Here is a 14,844-nt window from a genome sequence, read left to right as displayed (position 1 = left end):
TCCGGGCCACCTCCCCCGCGTCGCGAGGGAGGATATTTAGGCGGCTAGCCGCGAGTGCCGGACCGAATAGCCGAAGTACACCACGCAGGCTCCCGCGACCCAGACCGCGAACAGCGCCCAGGTGTCCAGCGGCAGCTTCCAGATCAGATAGCCGCAGAAGGCCACGCTGGCGGCGGGCAGCGCCGGAAACAGCGGGACCTTGTAGCCGCGCGGCAGATCCGGCTGGGTGCGTCGCAGGATGATCACCCCCAGCGAGACGATGGCGAAGGCGATCAGGGTGCCCATGCTGGTCAGGTTGACCAGCACGTCCAGCGGCACGAACGCCGCCAGCACGGCGATGAACACGGCGACGATATAGGTGTTCAGGTCGGGCGTCCGGGTCTTGGGGTCCAGGCGCTGGAAGAGCTTGGGCAGCAGACCGTCGCGGCTCATGGCGTAGAGGATCCGGGTCTGGCCGTACATCACGACCAGGGTGATCGAGAAGATCGACACGATCGCGCCGACGCACAGCACCAGCGAGGTCCAGGCCTGGCCGGTCAGGTTCCTCAGGATCACCGCCAGGCCCGCTTCCTGGCCGGCGAAGGCGGTCCAGGGCTGGGCGCCGATCGCGGCCACGGCCACCAGGATGTAGATCGCCGTGACGATCAGCAAGCTGAGCACGATGCCCGCCGGCAGGGTGCGGCGCGGATCCTTGACCTCCTCGCCGGCCGTCGAGACCGCGTCGATGCCGATATAGGAAAAGAAGATCGAGGCGGCGGCCGCGCCGACCCCCTTCCAGCCCATCGGCATGAACGGGCTCAGATTGTGGGCGTGGAAGCCCGTGAAGGCCACGACGACGAAGAACACCAGGATGGCCAGCTTCAGCACCACCAGGATGGCGTTGATCGTGGTCGATTCCTTGACCCCGCGCAGCAGCAGCACCATGCAGGCGCCGACCAGCGCCACGGCGGGCAGGTTGAACACCCCGCCCGCGCCGGGGGCCTTGGCGATGACGTCGGGCATCTTCCAGCCGACGAGATCCGTCAGCATCTCGTTCAGATACTGCCCCCAGCCGACCGCGATGGCCGAGGCCGAGACGGCGTATTCCAGCAACAGACACGCGCCGACGACGAAGGCCACGAACTCGCCCAGGGTGGCGTAGGCGTAGGAATAGGACGAGCCGGACACCGGGATGGTCGAGGCCAGCTCGGCATAGCACAGCGCCGTCAGCGCGGCCGTGATCCCGGCCAGCACGAACGACAGGATCACCGCCGGCCCCGCCGCCGGCACGGCGGTGGTCAGGGCGACGAAGATGCCGGTGCCGATGGTCGCGCCAACGCCCAGCATGGTCAGCTGGAACAGGCCGATCGAGCGATGCAGGTGCTCGGGCGGATGCTCGCCCTCGATCAGCGCGACGGGCTTGCGGCGCAGGAGGTCGGCCGCGCGGAACTGGCCCATGAGGCGATCCTCTGAAGAGACGTCAAGCGGCGCCTATGGACGCCGCCGTCCCCGGCGTCAACCGGCCGCGCCCTTCAGCAGGTAGTCTCGCGTCAGCGGCGTCCCGTCGCGCCGCTTGGCCAGCTGGATCTGGAAGACCATGTGGCCGCCGTGCCGGAAGCCCAGTTCCGCGCCCGCCAGGTAGAATTCCCACATCCGCCGGAAGCGGGCGTCGAACAGCGTCGGGATGTCGGGATCGGCCATGAAGCGCTGGCGCCAGATGCGGCAGGTCTCGGCGTAGTGCAGGCGCAGGATCTCGATGTCGGTGATCCACAGGCCCGCCTGCTCGATGGCCGCGACGATCTCGGAGAGGCCCGGAATGTAGCCGCCCGGGAAGATATATTTCTGGGTGAAGGCGTTGGTCGCGCCGGGGCCGTGCATCTTGCCGATCGAATGGACCAGGGCCACGCCGTCGTCGGTCAGCAGACGGTTGATGGTCTCGAAATAGGTCCGGAAGTTCGGCGCGCCGACGTGCTCCAGCATCCCGACCGAGACGACGCGGTCGAACGTCTCGTCGAGGTCGCGGTAGTCGGTCAGGCGGAAGTCGATCCTGTCGGACAGGCCGGCCTTATCGGCGCGCTCGCGGGCCAGGGCCAGCTGCTCGGTCGACAGGGTCACGCCGGTCATCCGGGCCCCGAAGTCCTTGGCCAAGGTCATCGAAAGACCGCCCCAGCCCGAGCCGATGTCCAAGGTCTTCATGCCCGGCTGGATCAACAGCTTGCGGCCGATCAACGCCTTCTTGGCGGCCTGCGCCTCCTCCAGCGTCATGTCCGGACGCTCGAAATAGGCGCAGCTGTACTGCATGTCGGCGTCTAGGAAGCGGCGGTAGAGCTCGTTCGACAGGTCGTAGTGGTGGGCGACGTTCCTACGCGATGCGACGCGGCCGTTGACCTGCTGCACCCGCCGCTTCAGCGCCTTGCGAAAGCGCGATAGGGCCGAACCGCGCTTGGGCGTTCGTCCGCCGCTCTCGCCGACGATGGTCAGCAGTTGGTCGATCGAGCCCTGTTCGAAGACGATGTCGCCTTCCATGTAGCCTTCGCCGAGACCCAGGCTGGGATTGGCCAGGCGACGTAGGCCCCGACCGTTGATCCGGATCACCACCGGCGGTCCCGATCCGTCTCCCGCCTTGATCACGCGACCTCCGGGCAGATGCGCCGTTAGGTCGCCAGTCTTGATCATTTTGCTGAGCAGGGTTTCGATCATGTCTCGCAACTTAAGGCGAAGTCGCCCGGGAACAACCGGTCGAAGAGATCAATGACGCCAATCGTCTCGATACGGAGCGGCCGATGAACCCGAAACTGGTCGTCGAACGAGCGCGCGCCGACGAGGCGCCGATCATCGCCAATCTGATGCAGCTGTACTTTCACGACTTCTCGGCGCTGTGGTTCGACCGCGAGGCCGAGGGCGAGCTGGGGCCGGACGGACGCTATGCCGACTATCCCTGTCTCGACGCCTATTGGCGGGAGCCCGAACGGACGCCGTGGCTGTTCCGGATCAAGGGCCTGCCGGTCGGCTTCGCCCTGGTCAACGACCACGCCCATTCCCCGACTCCCGTCGATCGGGCGGTGGCCGAGTTCTTCGTGGTCCGCAAACATCGCCGCAAGGGCGTCGGCGAGGCGGCGGCGCACGCCCTGTTCGCCTCGGCCTGGGGGGTCTGGGAGGCCGCCGTCGTCCGCCGCAACACCGGCGCGCTGGCTTTCTGGCGCCGCGCCGTGGCCCGCTATCCGGGCGTGCGGGACATCGTCGAGGAAGATCGCCGCGACGCCCAGTGGGACGGGGCCGTGCTGCGGTTTCGCGTGGGGTAGGCGGGCAAGGTCTAGACGGGCGGTATCGGAGTTCCTATTCTAGGTTGAATTTAATAACCTTAGGGGGAGCTGCGTGGCCAATTTGTTTCTAGGACCGGGCGTCGCGGTCGATTTCCTGGATCTTGGAACCTATGGGCCGCCCCGTCCCGCGCCGACGGTCAAGACATCGACGCGCTTCGTCATCGACTACGGTGACGGCTCGGTGGAGGAATATACCGGCTTCGGGTTCTCCTACGGCGCGAACGGCTATCCGGTCGGTGGTACGATCACGGGCGGGAAGGCCACGGACGCTGGCGACTTGGTGCTATCCATCACCGACCTCTCGCTCTCGGTGGCGACCTTGATGGGCTATTTCAACGCGGGCAACGATCAGGCCGCCCAGGCCTATATCTTCGCCGGGGCCGACCACATGATAGGCGGAGACGGCGCCGACACCATTCGCGGCTTCAGCGGGGACGATTCCATTGAGGGCAAGGGCGGCAACGACATCCTCTATGGAGACGCGGGCGACGATACGATCGACGGCGGGACTGGAAACGATATCGCTGGCTTCTGGGGCGCGCTGGCCGACTACAAGATCACCAAGAGCGGCGCGAACTGGATCGTCAGCGATACGCGGGCCAACGGCAATCAGGGGACCGACACTCTGATCAACATCGAGCGGATCAAGTTCGATGACCGGACCTTGAACGTGTTCGCCTACAGCAGCCAGGTCGACACCGCGGCCGCCAATATTCTTCGAACGACCGTGACCACCGACACTTCACTCCTGGTCGGCAACGGCGTGAAGACGACCAGCCAGGGGATCGCCGATATCATCAAGGCGGCCGACGCCACGACCTCCGTGGCGACTCTGGCCTATCAGTTCTTCACCGGGAAAATTCCGGGCCAGGCGGGGATCGACTATCTGGTTTCGGCGACCGGCCCCAACGCCAACAACCTCAACAGCGCCTACTACCAGTCGTTCAATCTGGAAAACCGCTACATCAATTTCGCGGTGAACCTGGGCAAGAACGGAGAGGGCAAGGCCGCCTTCACCACCAAGTACGGTGGTCTCAGCCTCTTCGACGCTACGCGCGAAGCCTACAAGGCCATCTTCGGCGGTACGCCGACCGACGCCAAGGTTCACGCCATGATCGACACCCGGGTCGACTATTTCGCCAGCTACGGTGGCGATGGCGCGAACGGCGTCGGGACCAAGGCGGCGATGGTCGGCTGGCTGCTGGCCGAGGCGGTCAAGGCCGACGTCGGCATGTACTCCAAGGCCAACGACGCTTTTCTGGCGGACCTGGCGGATGGCGCGGCCTTCGCGATCGATCTGGTCGGCGTCTACGGCAAGGCCGCTTACGCTTACGCCGGATAGGTGTGGCGGATTTCGGTTGCCGCCGGGCCGCCTTTATCGGGCCTCTTGCTATCGAGCGTCACGCGGAAAGTGGATCCTGGCTTTCCGCTAAAGTGATGCGAAAACAAGAATCTAGAGCAAGAAGCGCGATTCCCATATCGCGCTTCTTGCTCTAGCCGTTCAGCATACCCCAGCAGATGCCGGCCTGGCCGCCCCAATACAGGAACCAGATCGCCCAGGCGGTCAGGCGGGGAGATCCCAGCAGCTTGGTCGACTTGAAGAGGTCGAACGACAGGATGGCGTCCGAGGCCATGAAGGCCAGGGCTCCGGCGGTGGTGGTCCAGGCGCGGCCGGGCAGCAGCAGGCTGGTGACGGTCATCGCCACGATGGCCAGCACATAGACGATCACCGGCAGGCGCAGCGCGCCCAGCGATCCCCACAGCGCGCGCAGCATCAGGCCGGCGACCGTCCCGATCGCCGCGGCGGCGGGCCAGAACCAGACCGGCGGGGCGCCCGCGCGATCCAGGAACAGCGGAACATAGGTCAGGTGGCCGGCGAGGAAGGCGATCAGACCGAACGGCAGCCAGCGCTTGGGATCGCCCGCCAGGAAGGCGTCGCCGATCGCGCAGAAGGCCAGGGCGAGCGCCAGCAGCATCGAGCCCTCGTCCAGCCAGGCCAGCACGGCCAGGGCCGCGACGGCGCTGGTCTTGACCACGGTGCGCTGGGCGGACGGCGCGTGTTCGGAGAACACCAGGCCATAGGCCAGGGCGCCGCCGGCGGCGATGGCCCAGAGGATAGCTTCAGGGCTCATCGGACAGGCGTTGGAGGAAGGCCTGGGCGGCTTCCTTGTGGCGGGGCTTGAGGGTCTTGCCGACGATGGCCATGACCGCGGCGATCACGGCCGCGTCGTCGGTGAAGCCGATCACCGGCATGACGTCCGGCAGGGCGTCGATCGGCAGGACGAAATAGGCCAGGGCCGCCAGCACCATGCCCTTGGCCGCCGCCGGGGTTTCCGGATCGCGGGCGCACCACCACAGCGAAAGGGCGTCGGCGGCGAACGGGATCTTCCCCGCCACCTTGCGGATCTTTGGCAGGAAGCCGCGTCGGACCCGTTCCTCGTTGACGCGCACGGTGGCGGGAACCAGCGCCTTGGCGGGGTCCAGCACCGCGTTGACGTTTACGTCGGGGGACGGTTTGGCCTGGGCGCTCATCGGTTTAAATCCTCGCTCGATCCAATCCTAAACGCGAACCCATCAAACGCGAAGCTTAAGGGGAAACGCTCATGAAACTGGACAACACCGTCGCCGCCGTGGTCACGGGGGGCGCTTCGGGGCTGGGCGAGGCGACCGCCCGCGCCCTGGCGGCCCAAGGGGTGAAGGTCGCGATCTTCGACATGAACGAAGCGCGGGGCGAGGAGGTCGCCAAGGAGATCGGCGGGGTGTTCTGCAAGGTCAACGTGACCAGCGACGCCGATGTCGACGCCGGCTTCGAGAAGGCCCGCGCCGCCCACGGGCAGGAGCGGATCCTGGTCAACTGCGCCGGCACCGGCAACGCGGCCAAGACCGCCAGCCGCGACAAGGCCACCGGCGAGACCAAGCACTTCCCGCTCGACGCCTTCGACCGCATCATCCAGATCAACCTGGTGGGCACGTTCCGCTGCATCGCCAAGTCGGCCAAGGGGATGCTGGACCTGGAGCCGCTGGAGGACGGCGAGCGCGGCGCGATCGTCAACACCGCCTCGGTGGCGGCCGAGGACGGCCAGATGGGCCAGGCGGCCTATTCGGCGTCGAAGGGCGGCGTCGTGGGCATGACCCTGCCGATCGCTCGCGACCTGATGGGCGAGGGCATCCGCGTCAACACCATCCTGCCGGGGATCTTCAACACCCCGCTGATGAACGGCGCGCCCGAGGCGGTGAAGGCGGGCCTAGCGGCCTCGGTGCCGTTCCCCAAGCGCCTGGGCAACCCCGAGGAATACGCCCAGCTGGCCCTGACCATGATCACCTGCGGCTATTTCAACGGCGAGGACGTCCGCCTCGACGGCGGCATCCGCATGGCCCCGCGCTGATACGAAAAGCCCTCCCCCTTGATGGGGGAGGGTTTGGGCGGGGGTGGTAGGGCGTTGCAAGCGGAACCGCCGCATCACCCCCATCCCCGACCCTTCCCCCATCGAGGGGAAAGGGAGCCTTTGGTCCTTACTTCCCCGGCGCCGGGCGCTGGATCGTGCTGGCCAGATTGGCCATGATCTCGCGGGCGTCGTAGGCGCGCGGGTCGCCTTCCGGCTTCTTGCCCTTGTGCATCACGATCTCGGCGGCGGCCTCGAACTTCTCGATCGTGCGGATCTCGGCGCGGTCGGCCCAGAAGGGGTCACCCCAGAAGGGGTCCCACGAACGCCAGCCATAGTGCGGGCCATAATAGCGCCAGGCCGGACGCCAATAGCCGTAGGGACCCCAGCCGAAGGCCGGGCGGGCCAGCGGATCGGGCTCGACATAGGTGCGGGCGGTGCGCTCGGTGCGATGGTCGGCCGTCTCGAACCAGTCATAGCCCTGCTGGGTGGTCAGCTCGGCCGACCGGTACAGCAGATAGCGCTCGACCGTCTCGCGGGAGGTCAGGCTGTTGCCGGCGAACGACACGCGGTAACGGTCGCCCTCCAGACGCTGTTCCGAGAACCCGCCGGTCGTCGCGCCCGACGTCACCTTAGGCTGGTAAGGCGTCGGCGTGGCGCAGGCGGACAGCCCGGCGGCGATCGCCAGAGCGGCGACCAAGGCGACCTTCTTCATGGACATGGTTTGCTCCTTCACGCGGAGTCCTCTGAGTTTAGACTCAACTCTGGCCGCCCATTGTGGTTTCGCCAAGGCGCAGTTTGCAACGGGCCTGAAATCTATCGACCTCGCGACAGGATCAAGCCCGCCGCGGTGATCAAGAGCACGCCGACCAGGATGGCGAAGCCGCGCCGAAAGCCCGGCGCGTTCATCCGCGTCGACAGCGCCGCGCCGCCGAGGCCATAGGCGGACATGCTGACCAGATCCATGCCGATGGTGGCGCAGGCGAACATGATCAGCTGCGGAACCAGCGGCCGCTTGACGTCCAGGAACGGCGGCAGCACCGCCGAGAAGAACAGCAGGATCTTTGGATTGGCGATCTGGACCATGAAGCCGTCCAGAAACGCCGAACGACCGGCCCGCACGCGCGCCGAGGCGTGGCGCTCGACGTCCTTGATCCCGGCCCAAAGGGACGTGAGGCCCAGCCAGACCAGATAGGCCGCGCCCGCCAGGGCCAGGACGTGGAAGGCCTTGGGAAAGGCCAGGATCAGCGCGCCCAGTCCCAGGGCCGAGCAGGCGAACCAGACCAGGGTCGCGGCGTTCATGCCGACCACGCCCCGCAGGGCCGCGCCCTTGCCGCGTTCCATGCCCGTGGCGATGGCGAACAGGTTCGCCGGCCCCGGCGTGATGGCCAGGACGAACATGGAGACCAGGAAGGCGCCGTAGCGGGCGGGATCGACGGGAAGAGCGCTCATGGCGCGGGTATAGGCCCCGGGCCAGGCGGCTCAAAGATCCAGCTAGCCCCCGATGACCATCAACACATAGACGGCCCGGCCCAGCGCGCCGAACAGCAGGACGCCGGTGGCCAACGCCTGGATGATGAAGCCCAGCTCGCGCCTCTTCGGATCGGCGGCGTAGCCGAGGGCGTAGACGATCCGGCCGATCATCCAGACCACGCCGAGCGCGGCGGCGACCCGGTCGTTCCAGTACAGGGCGAACAGCCACAGCGAGGGCAGGTAGATGACCAGCCACTCGACGGTGTTGGCCTGGATGCGCAGGTGCCGCTCCAGCTCGGGATGGCCGGTCATGGCGGGCGCGTCGATGCCGGTGCGCCGACGCGCGCCGCCGATGCGCAGGATCATCCAGACGTAGACGAGCAACGAGACCAGCGTGACGATCGCCGCCAACGCGTGGGATTGATTCATTTTCGTTTTCCTCCCCGGGGCCGCTTCGGCGGCTACGGGATGACCCTAGCGGGGTTCATCCGGAATTTGCATCCCCTGGCGCGCGCGATACGCCGTCCTCAGCGCGGGTCGTCCATGGAGCGCCAGCCGGGTTCGGGGAACCGGGCCAGGGCTTTATCCGCTCCTAGGTCTGACGATCCCATTGGCGAAAGGCTCGACAGGCCATGCATGTGGACTCCACGGCGATCCGGGAGATCGATTACGCCCCCGAACACGGCAAGCTGTTCGTCACCTTTCTGGATGGCGACGCCTACGTCTATGTCGGCGTCCCTGAACGCATCAGCCAGGCGTTCATCCGCGCCCCGTCGAAGGGGCGGTTCTTCCAGCGGATGATCCGGGATCGGTATCCGTATAATCGGGTTTAGAGCGGTGCGCCAAATCCCTCTCTCATGGAGAGAGGGAGGGGCCCGCCGCGAAGCGGTGGGAGGGTGAGAGGCGTGCGCTTTCCGGAGTGTGCTCTGGGCGGAAGGGCGCCTTCTAAGTATCGATCGCGGTTACCCTGCAGGATCGCCTCAGGTCTGGCGTCGTCATATCGCACGATATCCTAACGGTCCGGGGAAAGGCTGGTCCACGCCAGACAACATACCCGATCACAGGGTTGGCGCGCCCGTCGATCCGTCGAACTTGGAGGCTCTGTTGGCGCGGCAAGCCCAACTTGAGTTCATGCCGGGCGGCGCTAGACACGCACGCTCCGTCAGTAATCTCGCAGCCCGCGATGCACTCGTCGGCAGCCAGCGTTCCTGTCCGGAGCGGATCACGGCCATGCTCCCCATAGATGACCATCAACTGGGAGGCGCCGCCCGTGTTCTTGTTGCCGGTCTCGACCACAACCGCGGGCATTACGGGCCGCCAGTAGAGATCCCTTGCGGCGTAAGCGACGCAGCCGAGGAACAAGAAGATGGCGAGAGTTAAGAATCGCGTGAGCAAAGCCAACAAATCCCCCTCAGGTTGAGTTTGGTCTTTGTAACGCCGCAGAGCCGCAGGCAGCAACGGGTCTTGGCCCACCAGCCTCGAAACCACTCACCCTCCCATGCTTCGCATGGGCCCCTCCCTCTCTCGAAGAGAGAGGGATTTGGCTCGCGGCCGCCGCCCGAAAGAAAAGGGCGCCGCGAGGTCTCCCCCGCGACGCCCTTCGATCTTCAAGCTCTAGCCCCGACCTACCCGCGCTTGTCGCGCTTGGCCAGGACGCGCAGGCGCAGGGCGTTCAGCTTGATGAAGCCGCCGGCGTCGCGGTGGTCGTAGGCGACCTTGCCTTCCTCGAAGGTGACCAGGTCCTGGTCGTACAGGCTGTAGGGGCTGGTGCGGCCGATGACGGTGACGTTGCCCTTGTAGAGCTTCACGCGGACCTGGCCCGCGACCTTCTCCTGGCTGTAGTCGATCGCCGCCTGCAGCATCTCGCGCTCGGGCGAGAACCAGAAGCCATTGTACACCAGCGTGGCGTACTTCGGCATCAGCTCGTCCTTCAGGTGCATGGCGCCGCGGTCCAGCGTGATGCTCTCGATGCCGCGGTGGGCGGCCAAGAGGATCGTGCCGCCGGGGGTCTCGTAGACGCCGCGCGACTTCATGCCGACGAAGCGGTTCTCGACCAGGTCCAGACGACCGATGCCGTTGTCGCGGCCCAGTTCGTTCAGCTTGGTCAGCAGGGTGGCCGGGCTCATCTTGACGCCGTCGATCGCGACCGGGTCGCCCTTCTCGAAGTCGATGGTGATGATGGTCGGCTTGTCCGGCGCGTCTTCCGGCGCGATCGTGCGCATGTGGACGAACTCGGGGGCTTCGACCGCCGGGTCCTCCAGGACCTTACCTTCCGACGAGCTGTGCAGCAGGTTGGCGTCGACGCTGAACGGCGCCTCGCCGCGCTTGTCCTTGGTGATTTGGATCTGGTGCTTCTCGGCGAAGTCCAGCAGGGCCTCGCGCGACTTGAAATTCCATTCGCGCCAGGGGGCGATCACGGTGATGTCGGGCTCGAGGCCGTAGTAGCCGAGCTCGAAGCGCACCTGGTCATTGCCCTTGCCGGTCGCGCCGTGGCTGACGGCGTCGGCGCCCATCTTGCGGGCGATCTCGATCTGCTTCTTGGCGATCAGCGGACGCGCGATCGAGGTGCCCAGCAGGTACTGGCCTTCATACACCGTGTTGGCGCGGAACATCGGGAAGACGAAGTCGCGGACGAACTCCTCGCGCACGTCCTCGATGAAGATGTTCTCGGGCTTGACGCCGGCGGCCAGCGCCTTGGCGCGGGCCGGTTCGATCTCTTCGCCCTGGCCCAGGTCGGCCGTGAAGGTGATGACCTCAGCGCCGTACTCGGTCTGCAGCCACTTCAGGATGATCGAGGTGTCGAGGCCGCCCGAATAGGCGAGCACGACCTTCTTCACGGACTTGTCGGCCATGAGGGGGTCCTTCCGGAGAGAAACACAAAGTCGCGCGCCTTCAACGGCGAAAGACCGCGCGGGTCAAGAAGTTTAAAGCTGACCCTCGTCCTGCAACGTCTTGATGACGAAGCGCAGGTGGAAAAGCTGGCTCAGGCCGAGGCTGGCGGCCAGGGTGGCGCGGACCAGGAAGATCACCAGCGCGCGGGTCGGATCGGCCGTGAAGGTGGCCTGGGTGATCGTGAACGACAGCAGGACCGCGATGGCCACGGCGGGAATGGCCAGCAGGCCCACGGCCTTGGGCGCGCGCCAGGTCGGCTTGCCGTCGAAGCCCCACTGCATGGGCACCTCGACGCCTTTCGGGATCCGTTTCCACGCGCCTTGGGCCGTGGCGGCGATGATGGCGAGGGCGGCGATCGACAGACCATCGCCCAGCACGCGCAGGGTCGTTTCCATAAGCTTGTATCTTACCCCTAAACCGTGACCTGCGCGCCCAGCTCGACGACGCGGCCGGGCGGGATCTTGAAGAAGTCGGTCGGGTTGGCCGCGTTCTTCATCAGATAGATGAACAGCCGGTCCTGCCACAGGGGCATTCCGCTGTTGGCGGACGGCACGATCGAGCGCCGGCCCAGGAAGAAGCTGGTGGCCATGATGTCGAACTTCAGGCCCTGCTTGCGGCAGACCGCCAGGGCCTTGGGAATGTTCGGACTTTCCATGAAGCCGTAGGTGACGACGACCTTCTTGAAGTCGTCATTGACCTTCTCGATCCGGACACGGTCGTCCTCCAGCACGCGCGGCGTCTCGGCGGTGCGGACGGTGAGGATGACGTTGCGCTCGTGCAGCACCTTGTTGTGCTTGAGATTGTGCATCAGGGCGACCGGCGTCATCTCCGGATCCGAGGTCAGGAAGATCGCCGTGCCGGGCGCGCGGTGCGGCGCGCGGGCGCGGAGGATCTCCATCAGGTCGATCAGGGGCACGCTGTCGCGGCGGGTCTTGGCGGTCAGGATCGCGGCGCCGCGCGTCCAGGTCCACATGACCAGAACCAGCACGCCGCCGAACGCCAGGGGCAGCCAGGCGCCGTCCGGGATCTTCAGCATGTTCGAGGCGATGAACACCGAATCCAGGGCCGCCAGCGGGATCAGCAGCAGACCGGTCTGAGCCAGGTTCCACTTCCAGATCCGGCGGATGACGACATAGGCCAGCAGGGTGTCGACGAACATCGCGCCAGTGACGGCGATGCCATAGGCGCTGGCCAGCTTGTGCGAGCTCTGGAACATGAACAGCAGCGCCAGCACGCCGACCAGCAGGAACTGATTGACCGCCGGCACGAAGATCTGGCCGGCCTGGGTCTCGGACGTGCGCTTGATCTCGATGCGCGGCAGCAGGCCCAACTGCACCGCCTGCTGAGTCATCGAGAAGGCGCCGGTGATCACCGCCTGGCTGGCGATGACGGTGGCGATGGTGGCCATGATCAGCACCGGCCAGTAGGCGAAGCCGGGCACCATTTCCCAGAATGGATTGTGGCGGGCGGCGGGGTGGTGCAGCACCAGGGCGCCCTGGCCCAGATAGTTGAGCGCCAGGCAGGGAAAGACCAGGCACAGCCAGGACGCCTGGATCGGACGCTTCCCGAAATGGCCCATGTCGGCGTACAGCGCCTCGGCGCCGGTCACGACCAGGAAGACGCTGCCCAGGATCACGAAACCCAGGAAGCCGTTCTCCAGCAGAAAGCGCACGCCATACCAGGGATTGACCGCCCGGAAGATCGACGGGTCGTCGGCCAGATGCAGCGCGCCCAACGCGCCCAGGATCAGGAACCACGCCGCCGTGAACGGCCCGAACAGCGAGGCCATGCGATGGGTGCCCTTGGCCTGAACCAGGAAGAGGGCGATCAGGATGCCAGCCGAGATCGGCAGGATGTAGGGCGACAAGGCCCGGCCCACGTGCGGCGCGTCCTTGAGGCCTTCGACGGCCGACAGGACCGAGATGGCCGGCGTGATGATGCCGTCTCCATAGAACAGCGCGGCGCCGACCACGCCCAGGAAGAAGACGGCGACCGAGCGCTTGCGGCCGCCGCCGCCCAGCGCCTTCTGGGCCAGCGCCATCAGGGCCAGGGTGCCGCCCTCGCCCTTGTTGTCGGCCCGCATGAAGAAGATCACGTACTTGATGGTGACGAACAGGGTCATGGTCCAGAGCACCAGCGACACCACGCCCAGCACCGCGTGCTCGGAGGAGGCGGTGGCGCGCGAATGGGCCAGGGCCTCGCGCAGCGCGTAGAGGGGGCTGGTGCCGATGTCGCCGAACACCACGCCGATCGAGCCGAGGGCCAGGGCCAGGAATCCATGACCCTTGGGGTCGTGGCCCGCGCCATGCGCGCCGGAACCATCCTGTCGCGGGATCTCCGACGGTGGAGGCGCGTCATCGAGATTGGAAGCGCTGGACGCCTCGGAAGCCATTCAATCCCTCCGGGGCCTCGCGCAACGCTGGCGGGCGACCCATGTCGACGACGGGTGGCGCGATACACGCGATCCGCGCCGCGTTCAATCATCCCCCAACGTCCGTCTCCGCGGGACGTCATTCCCGAGGATGGACAGTTTTCAGTTGAACGCGCGAACGGCGACCTTACGTTCCCGTATGAGATGTCCGACAGTCAGAAATTCCCCGTCGCGGCCCATGTCCTGGCCTACCTCGCGCACAAGGCGGCGTTTTCCGCCGACCGCGCCGTGGCCAGCGCCGAGCTGGCGGCCTCGGTCCCGACCAATCCGGTCGTGGTCCGCCGGGTCACCGCCATGCTGGGCAAGGCGGGACTGCTGGGCGCGCGGGCCGGCGCCAATGGCGGCGCTTGGCTTCTGAGGCCCGCCGACGAAATCTCGTTGGACATCGTCCTGCGCGCCGTGAACGGCTGCGCGCATCTTGGGGTCGCGCCGAAGGGCGTGAAGGGCTGTCCGGTCGGCGAGAAGATTCCCGACGCCGTGCGCTCGGCGATCCAGGCCGCCGACCGCGCGGCGCACGAGCGCCTGGCGCGGATCACCGTGGCCGATCTTCTGAATGGCGCGCACGAGAGCGCCGCCGCGGCCGCCGAATAAGGCCCGCGGCTGGCGTTCGCCGCCGCGATTCCTCGCTTCCAGCGCGGCTGAAATCGATCCCCAGAAAAATTGCAACGATATCTGTTGCCGAAGGTCTGGCGTTACCGGTTTTCGCCATTAGGTAACCGCTACCGTTTCAGTTCCGAAGCGAGGGATTTTTGATCATGACGACCGTCGCCATCCCCTATCATTCCGGTTATGGCCACACCGAGGTTCTGGCCCAGAAGGTCGCCGAAGGCGTCCGCGACGCCGGCCAGACCGCCGTGCTGCTGAAGATCGAAAGCGCCAGCCAGGACTTCGCGCCCTTCATCGAGGAGATCACCAAGGCCGACGCCGTGATCTTCGGCGCGCCGACCTACATGGGCGACGTCTCCGGCGTGTTCAAAGTGTTCGCCGACGCCACCGCCGGCGTCTTCTTCAGCGGCGCCTGGAAGGACAAGCTGGCCGCCGGCTTCACCAACTCGCACAGCTTCGCCGGCGACAAGGGCCACGCGCTCGCCAGCCTGACGATCCTGGCCGCCCAACACGGCATGAACTGGATCAATCTCGGCCTCGCCCCGCCGAACGTGACGGCGGCCGAGCGTGGTCCCGACGCCCTGAACCGCGTCGGTTCGTTCCTCGGCGTCGCCGCTCAGTCCGACAACGCCTCGCCGGAAGTGACCCCGCCGGCCGGCGACCGCGAGACCGCCCGCCTGCTGGGCGAACGTGTCGCCAAGGCCGCCGTGCGCTGGGCCGCCGGCGCGAGCGCTGCCGCCTAGCTCTAATCCCTTCC

At 66.6% G+C, this 14,844-nt stretch carries 16 protein-coding genes; 6 read left to right on the top strand and 10 right to left on the bottom strand.

The window, feature by feature from the left end; genetic code table 11:
• Positions 1 to 36: 36 nt before the first annotated feature.
• Positions 37 to 1,437: an amino acid permease gene (locus OR37_RS20030; RefSeq protein WP_004624681.1), complete on the bottom strand. Its 1,401-nt coding sequence runs from the start codon at positions 1,435 to 1,437 to the stop codon at positions 37 to 39.
• Positions 1,438 to 1,494: 57 nt separating this feature from the next.
• Positions 1,495 to 2,679, bottom strand: a complete 1,185-nt coding sequence (locus OR37_RS20025; protein ID WP_004624678.1) for an SAM-dependent methyltransferase — start codon at positions 2,677 to 2,679, stop codon at positions 1,495 to 1,497.
• A gap of 83 nt (positions 2,680 to 2,762) precedes the next feature.
• Here OR37_RS20025 and OR37_RS20020 point away from each other — a divergent pair, with 83 nt between their 5' ends.
• Positions 2,763 to 3,281, top strand: coding sequence for a GNAT family N-acetyltransferase (locus tag OR37_RS20020; protein WP_004624675.1), 519 nt, complete (start codon positions 2,763 to 2,765; stop codon positions 3,279 to 3,281).
• Positions 3,282 to 3,354: 73 nt separating this feature from the next.
• Entirely contained in the window at positions 3,355 to 4,644 is a 1,290-nt protein-coding gene (locus OR37_RS22365) for a hypothetical protein (protein WP_004624673.1), read from the top strand.
• A gap of 151 nt (positions 4,645 to 4,795) precedes the next feature.
• Here the strand turns inward: OR37_RS22365 and OR37_RS20010 are convergent, their stop codons facing one another.
• Both OR37_RS20010 and OR37_RS20005 read right to left on the bottom strand, forming a co-directional pair.
• Positions 4,796 to 5,434, bottom strand: a complete 639-nt coding sequence (locus OR37_RS20010) for a lysoplasmalogenase (RefSeq protein WP_004624671.1) — start codon at positions 5,432 to 5,434, stop codon at positions 4,796 to 4,798.
• Positions 5,424 to 5,834, bottom strand: coding sequence for a YkvA family protein (locus tag OR37_RS20005; protein WP_004624669.1), 411 nt, complete (start codon positions 5,832 to 5,834; stop codon positions 5,424 to 5,426). The genes OR37_RS20010 and OR37_RS20005 overlap by 11 nt, the downstream gene beginning before the upstream one ends.
• 71 nt (positions 5,835 to 5,905) lie before the next feature.
• Here OR37_RS20005 and OR37_RS20000 point away from each other — a divergent pair, with 71 nt between their 5' ends.
• Positions 5,906 to 6,688 (top strand): SDR family NAD(P)-dependent oxidoreductase, encoded by a 783-nt coding sequence (locus tag OR37_RS20000; RefSeq protein WP_004624667.1) that lies wholly within the window; start codon positions 5,906 to 5,908, stop codon positions 6,686 to 6,688.
• 127 nt (positions 6,689 to 6,815) lie between these two features.
• Here the strand turns inward: OR37_RS20000 and OR37_RS19995 are convergent, their stop codons facing one another.
• The 3 genes from OR37_RS19995 to OR37_RS19985 form a co-directional block, all read right to left on the bottom strand.
• On the bottom strand, positions 6,816 to 7,406 hold the full coding sequence (locus OR37_RS19995; protein WP_004624665.1) for a CC0125/CC1285 family lipoprotein: 591 nt from the start codon (positions 7,404 to 7,406) through the stop codon (positions 6,816 to 6,818).
• A 95-nt stretch (positions 7,407 to 7,501) separates the two neighbouring features.
• Positions 7,502 to 8,137: a LysE family translocator gene (locus tag OR37_RS19990; protein WP_004624664.1), complete on the bottom strand. Its 636-nt coding sequence runs from the start codon at positions 8,135 to 8,137 to the stop codon at positions 7,502 to 7,504.
• A gap of 42 nt (positions 8,138 to 8,179) precedes the next feature.
• Positions 8,180 to 8,587, bottom strand: a complete 408-nt coding sequence (locus OR37_RS19985; protein ID WP_004624662.1) for an MAPEG family protein — start codon at positions 8,585 to 8,587, stop codon at positions 8,180 to 8,182.
• Between the two features lie 203 nt (positions 8,588 to 8,790).
• Here OR37_RS19985 and OR37_RS19980 point away from each other — a divergent pair, with 203 nt between their 5' ends.
• Positions 8,791 to 8,991 carry a KTSC domain-containing protein gene (locus OR37_RS19980; RefSeq protein ID WP_004624660.1) on the top strand — a complete coding sequence of 67 codons (201 nt, stop codon included), beginning with the start codon at positions 8,791 to 8,793 and terminating at the stop codon, positions 8,989 to 8,991.
• A gap of 792 nt (positions 8,992 to 9,783) precedes the next feature.
• Here OR37_RS19980 and OR37_RS19970 read toward each other — a convergent pair.
• The 3 genes from OR37_RS19970 to OR37_RS19960 all read right to left on the bottom strand — a co-directional run bounded on the left by OR37_RS19970 (position 9,784) and on the right by OR37_RS19960 (position 13,442).
• Positions 9,784 to 11,010 carry an argininosuccinate synthase gene (locus OR37_RS19970; RefSeq protein ID WP_004624658.1) on the bottom strand — a complete coding sequence of 409 codons (1,227 nt, stop codon included), beginning with the start codon at positions 11,008 to 11,010 and terminating at the stop codon, positions 9,784 to 9,786.
• 72 nt (positions 11,011 to 11,082) lie between these two features.
• Positions 11,083 to 11,445 carry a DUF1648 domain-containing protein gene (locus OR37_RS19965; RefSeq protein WP_004624656.1) on the bottom strand — a complete coding sequence of 121 codons (363 nt, stop codon included), beginning with the start codon at positions 11,443 to 11,445 and terminating at the stop codon, positions 11,083 to 11,085.
• Positions 11,446 to 11,462: 17 nt separating this feature from the next.
• Entirely contained in the window at positions 11,463 to 13,442 is a 1,980-nt protein-coding gene (locus tag OR37_RS19960; protein ID WP_004624655.1) for a potassium transporter Kup, read from the bottom strand.
• 183 nt (positions 13,443 to 13,625) lie between these two features.
• On the opposite strand from OR37_RS19960, the gene OR37_RS19955 reads away from it, so the two are divergent.
• A complete protein-coding gene (locus OR37_RS19955; protein ID WP_004624653.1) occupies positions 13,626 to 14,072 on the top strand; it encodes an Rrf2 family transcriptional regulator in 447 nt (148 codons plus the stop codon).
• Between the two features lie 164 nt (positions 14,073 to 14,236).
• On the top strand, positions 14,237 to 14,830 hold the full coding sequence (locus OR37_RS19950) for a flavodoxin family protein (RefSeq protein ID WP_004624651.1): 594 nt from the start codon (positions 14,237 to 14,239) through the stop codon (positions 14,828 to 14,830).
• The last annotated feature ends 14 nt before the right edge of the window (positions 14,831 to 14,844 follow it).

The sequence above is a fragment of the Caulobacter vibrioides OR37 genome (genome assembly GCF_000372645.1).
GTDB classification, from domain to species: domain Bacteria; phylum Pseudomonadota; class Alphaproteobacteria; order Caulobacterales; family Caulobacteraceae; genus Caulobacter; species Caulobacter vibrioides_E.
The sequence above is the reverse complement of the archived record's forward strand: the minus strand, read 5'-3'. Positions and strand labels throughout refer to the sequence as shown.

Coding starts and splice junctions, on each gene's coding strand:
- OR37_RS20000 (WP_004624667.1), top strand. CDS start 5,906: ATGAAACTGGACAACACCGTCGCCGCCGTGGTCACGGGGGGCGCTTCG.
- OR37_RS19955 (WP_004624653.1), top strand. CDS start 13,626: ATGTCCGACAGTCAGAAATTCCCCGTCGCGGCCCATGTCCTGGCCTAC.
- OR37_RS19960 (WP_004624655.1), bottom strand. CDS start 13,442: ATGGCTTCCGAGGCGTCCAGCGCTTCCAATCTCGATGACGCGCCTCCA.
- OR37_RS19950 (WP_004624651.1), top strand. CDS start 14,237: ATGACGACCGTCGCCATCCCCTATCATTCCGGTTATGGCCACACCGAG.
- OR37_RS19990 (WP_004624664.1), bottom strand. CDS start 8,137: ATGAGCGCTCTTCCCGTCGATCCCGCCCGCTACGGCGCCTTCCTGGTC.
- OR37_RS19985 (WP_004624662.1), bottom strand. CDS start 8,587: ATGAATCAATCCCACGCGTTGGCGGCGATCGTCACGCTGGTCTCGTTG.
- OR37_RS19995 (WP_004624665.1), bottom strand. CDS start 7,406: ATGTCCATGAAGAAGGTCGCCTTGGTCGCCGCTCTGGCGATCGCCGCC.
- OR37_RS19970 (WP_004624658.1), bottom strand. CDS start 11,010: ATGGCCGACAAGTCCGTGAAGAAGGTCGTGCTCGCCTATTCGGGCGGC.
- OR37_RS19980 (WP_004624660.1), top strand. CDS start 8,791: ATGCATGTGGACTCCACGGCGATCCGGGAGATCGATTACGCCCCCGAA.
- OR37_RS20020 (WP_004624675.1), top strand. CDS start 2,763: ATGAACCCGAAACTGGTCGTCGAACGAGCGCGCGCCGACGAGGCGCCG.
- OR37_RS20005 (WP_004624669.1), bottom strand. CDS start 5,834: ATGAGCGCCCAGGCCAAACCGTCCCCCGACGTAAACGTCAACGCGGTG.
- OR37_RS20010 (WP_004624671.1), bottom strand. CDS start 5,434: ATGAGCCCTGAAGCTATCCTCTGGGCCATCGCCGCCGGCGGCGCCCTG.
- OR37_RS20030 (WP_004624681.1), bottom strand. CDS start 1,437: ATGGGCCAGTTCCGCGCGGCCGACCTCCTGCGCCGCAAGCCCGTCGCG.
- OR37_RS20025 (WP_004624678.1), bottom strand. CDS start 2,679: ATGATCGAAACCCTGCTCAGCAAAATGATCAAGACTGGCGACCTAACG.
- OR37_RS19965 (WP_004624656.1), bottom strand. CDS start 11,445: ATGGAAACGACCCTGCGCGTGCTGGGCGATGGTCTGTCGATCGCCGCC.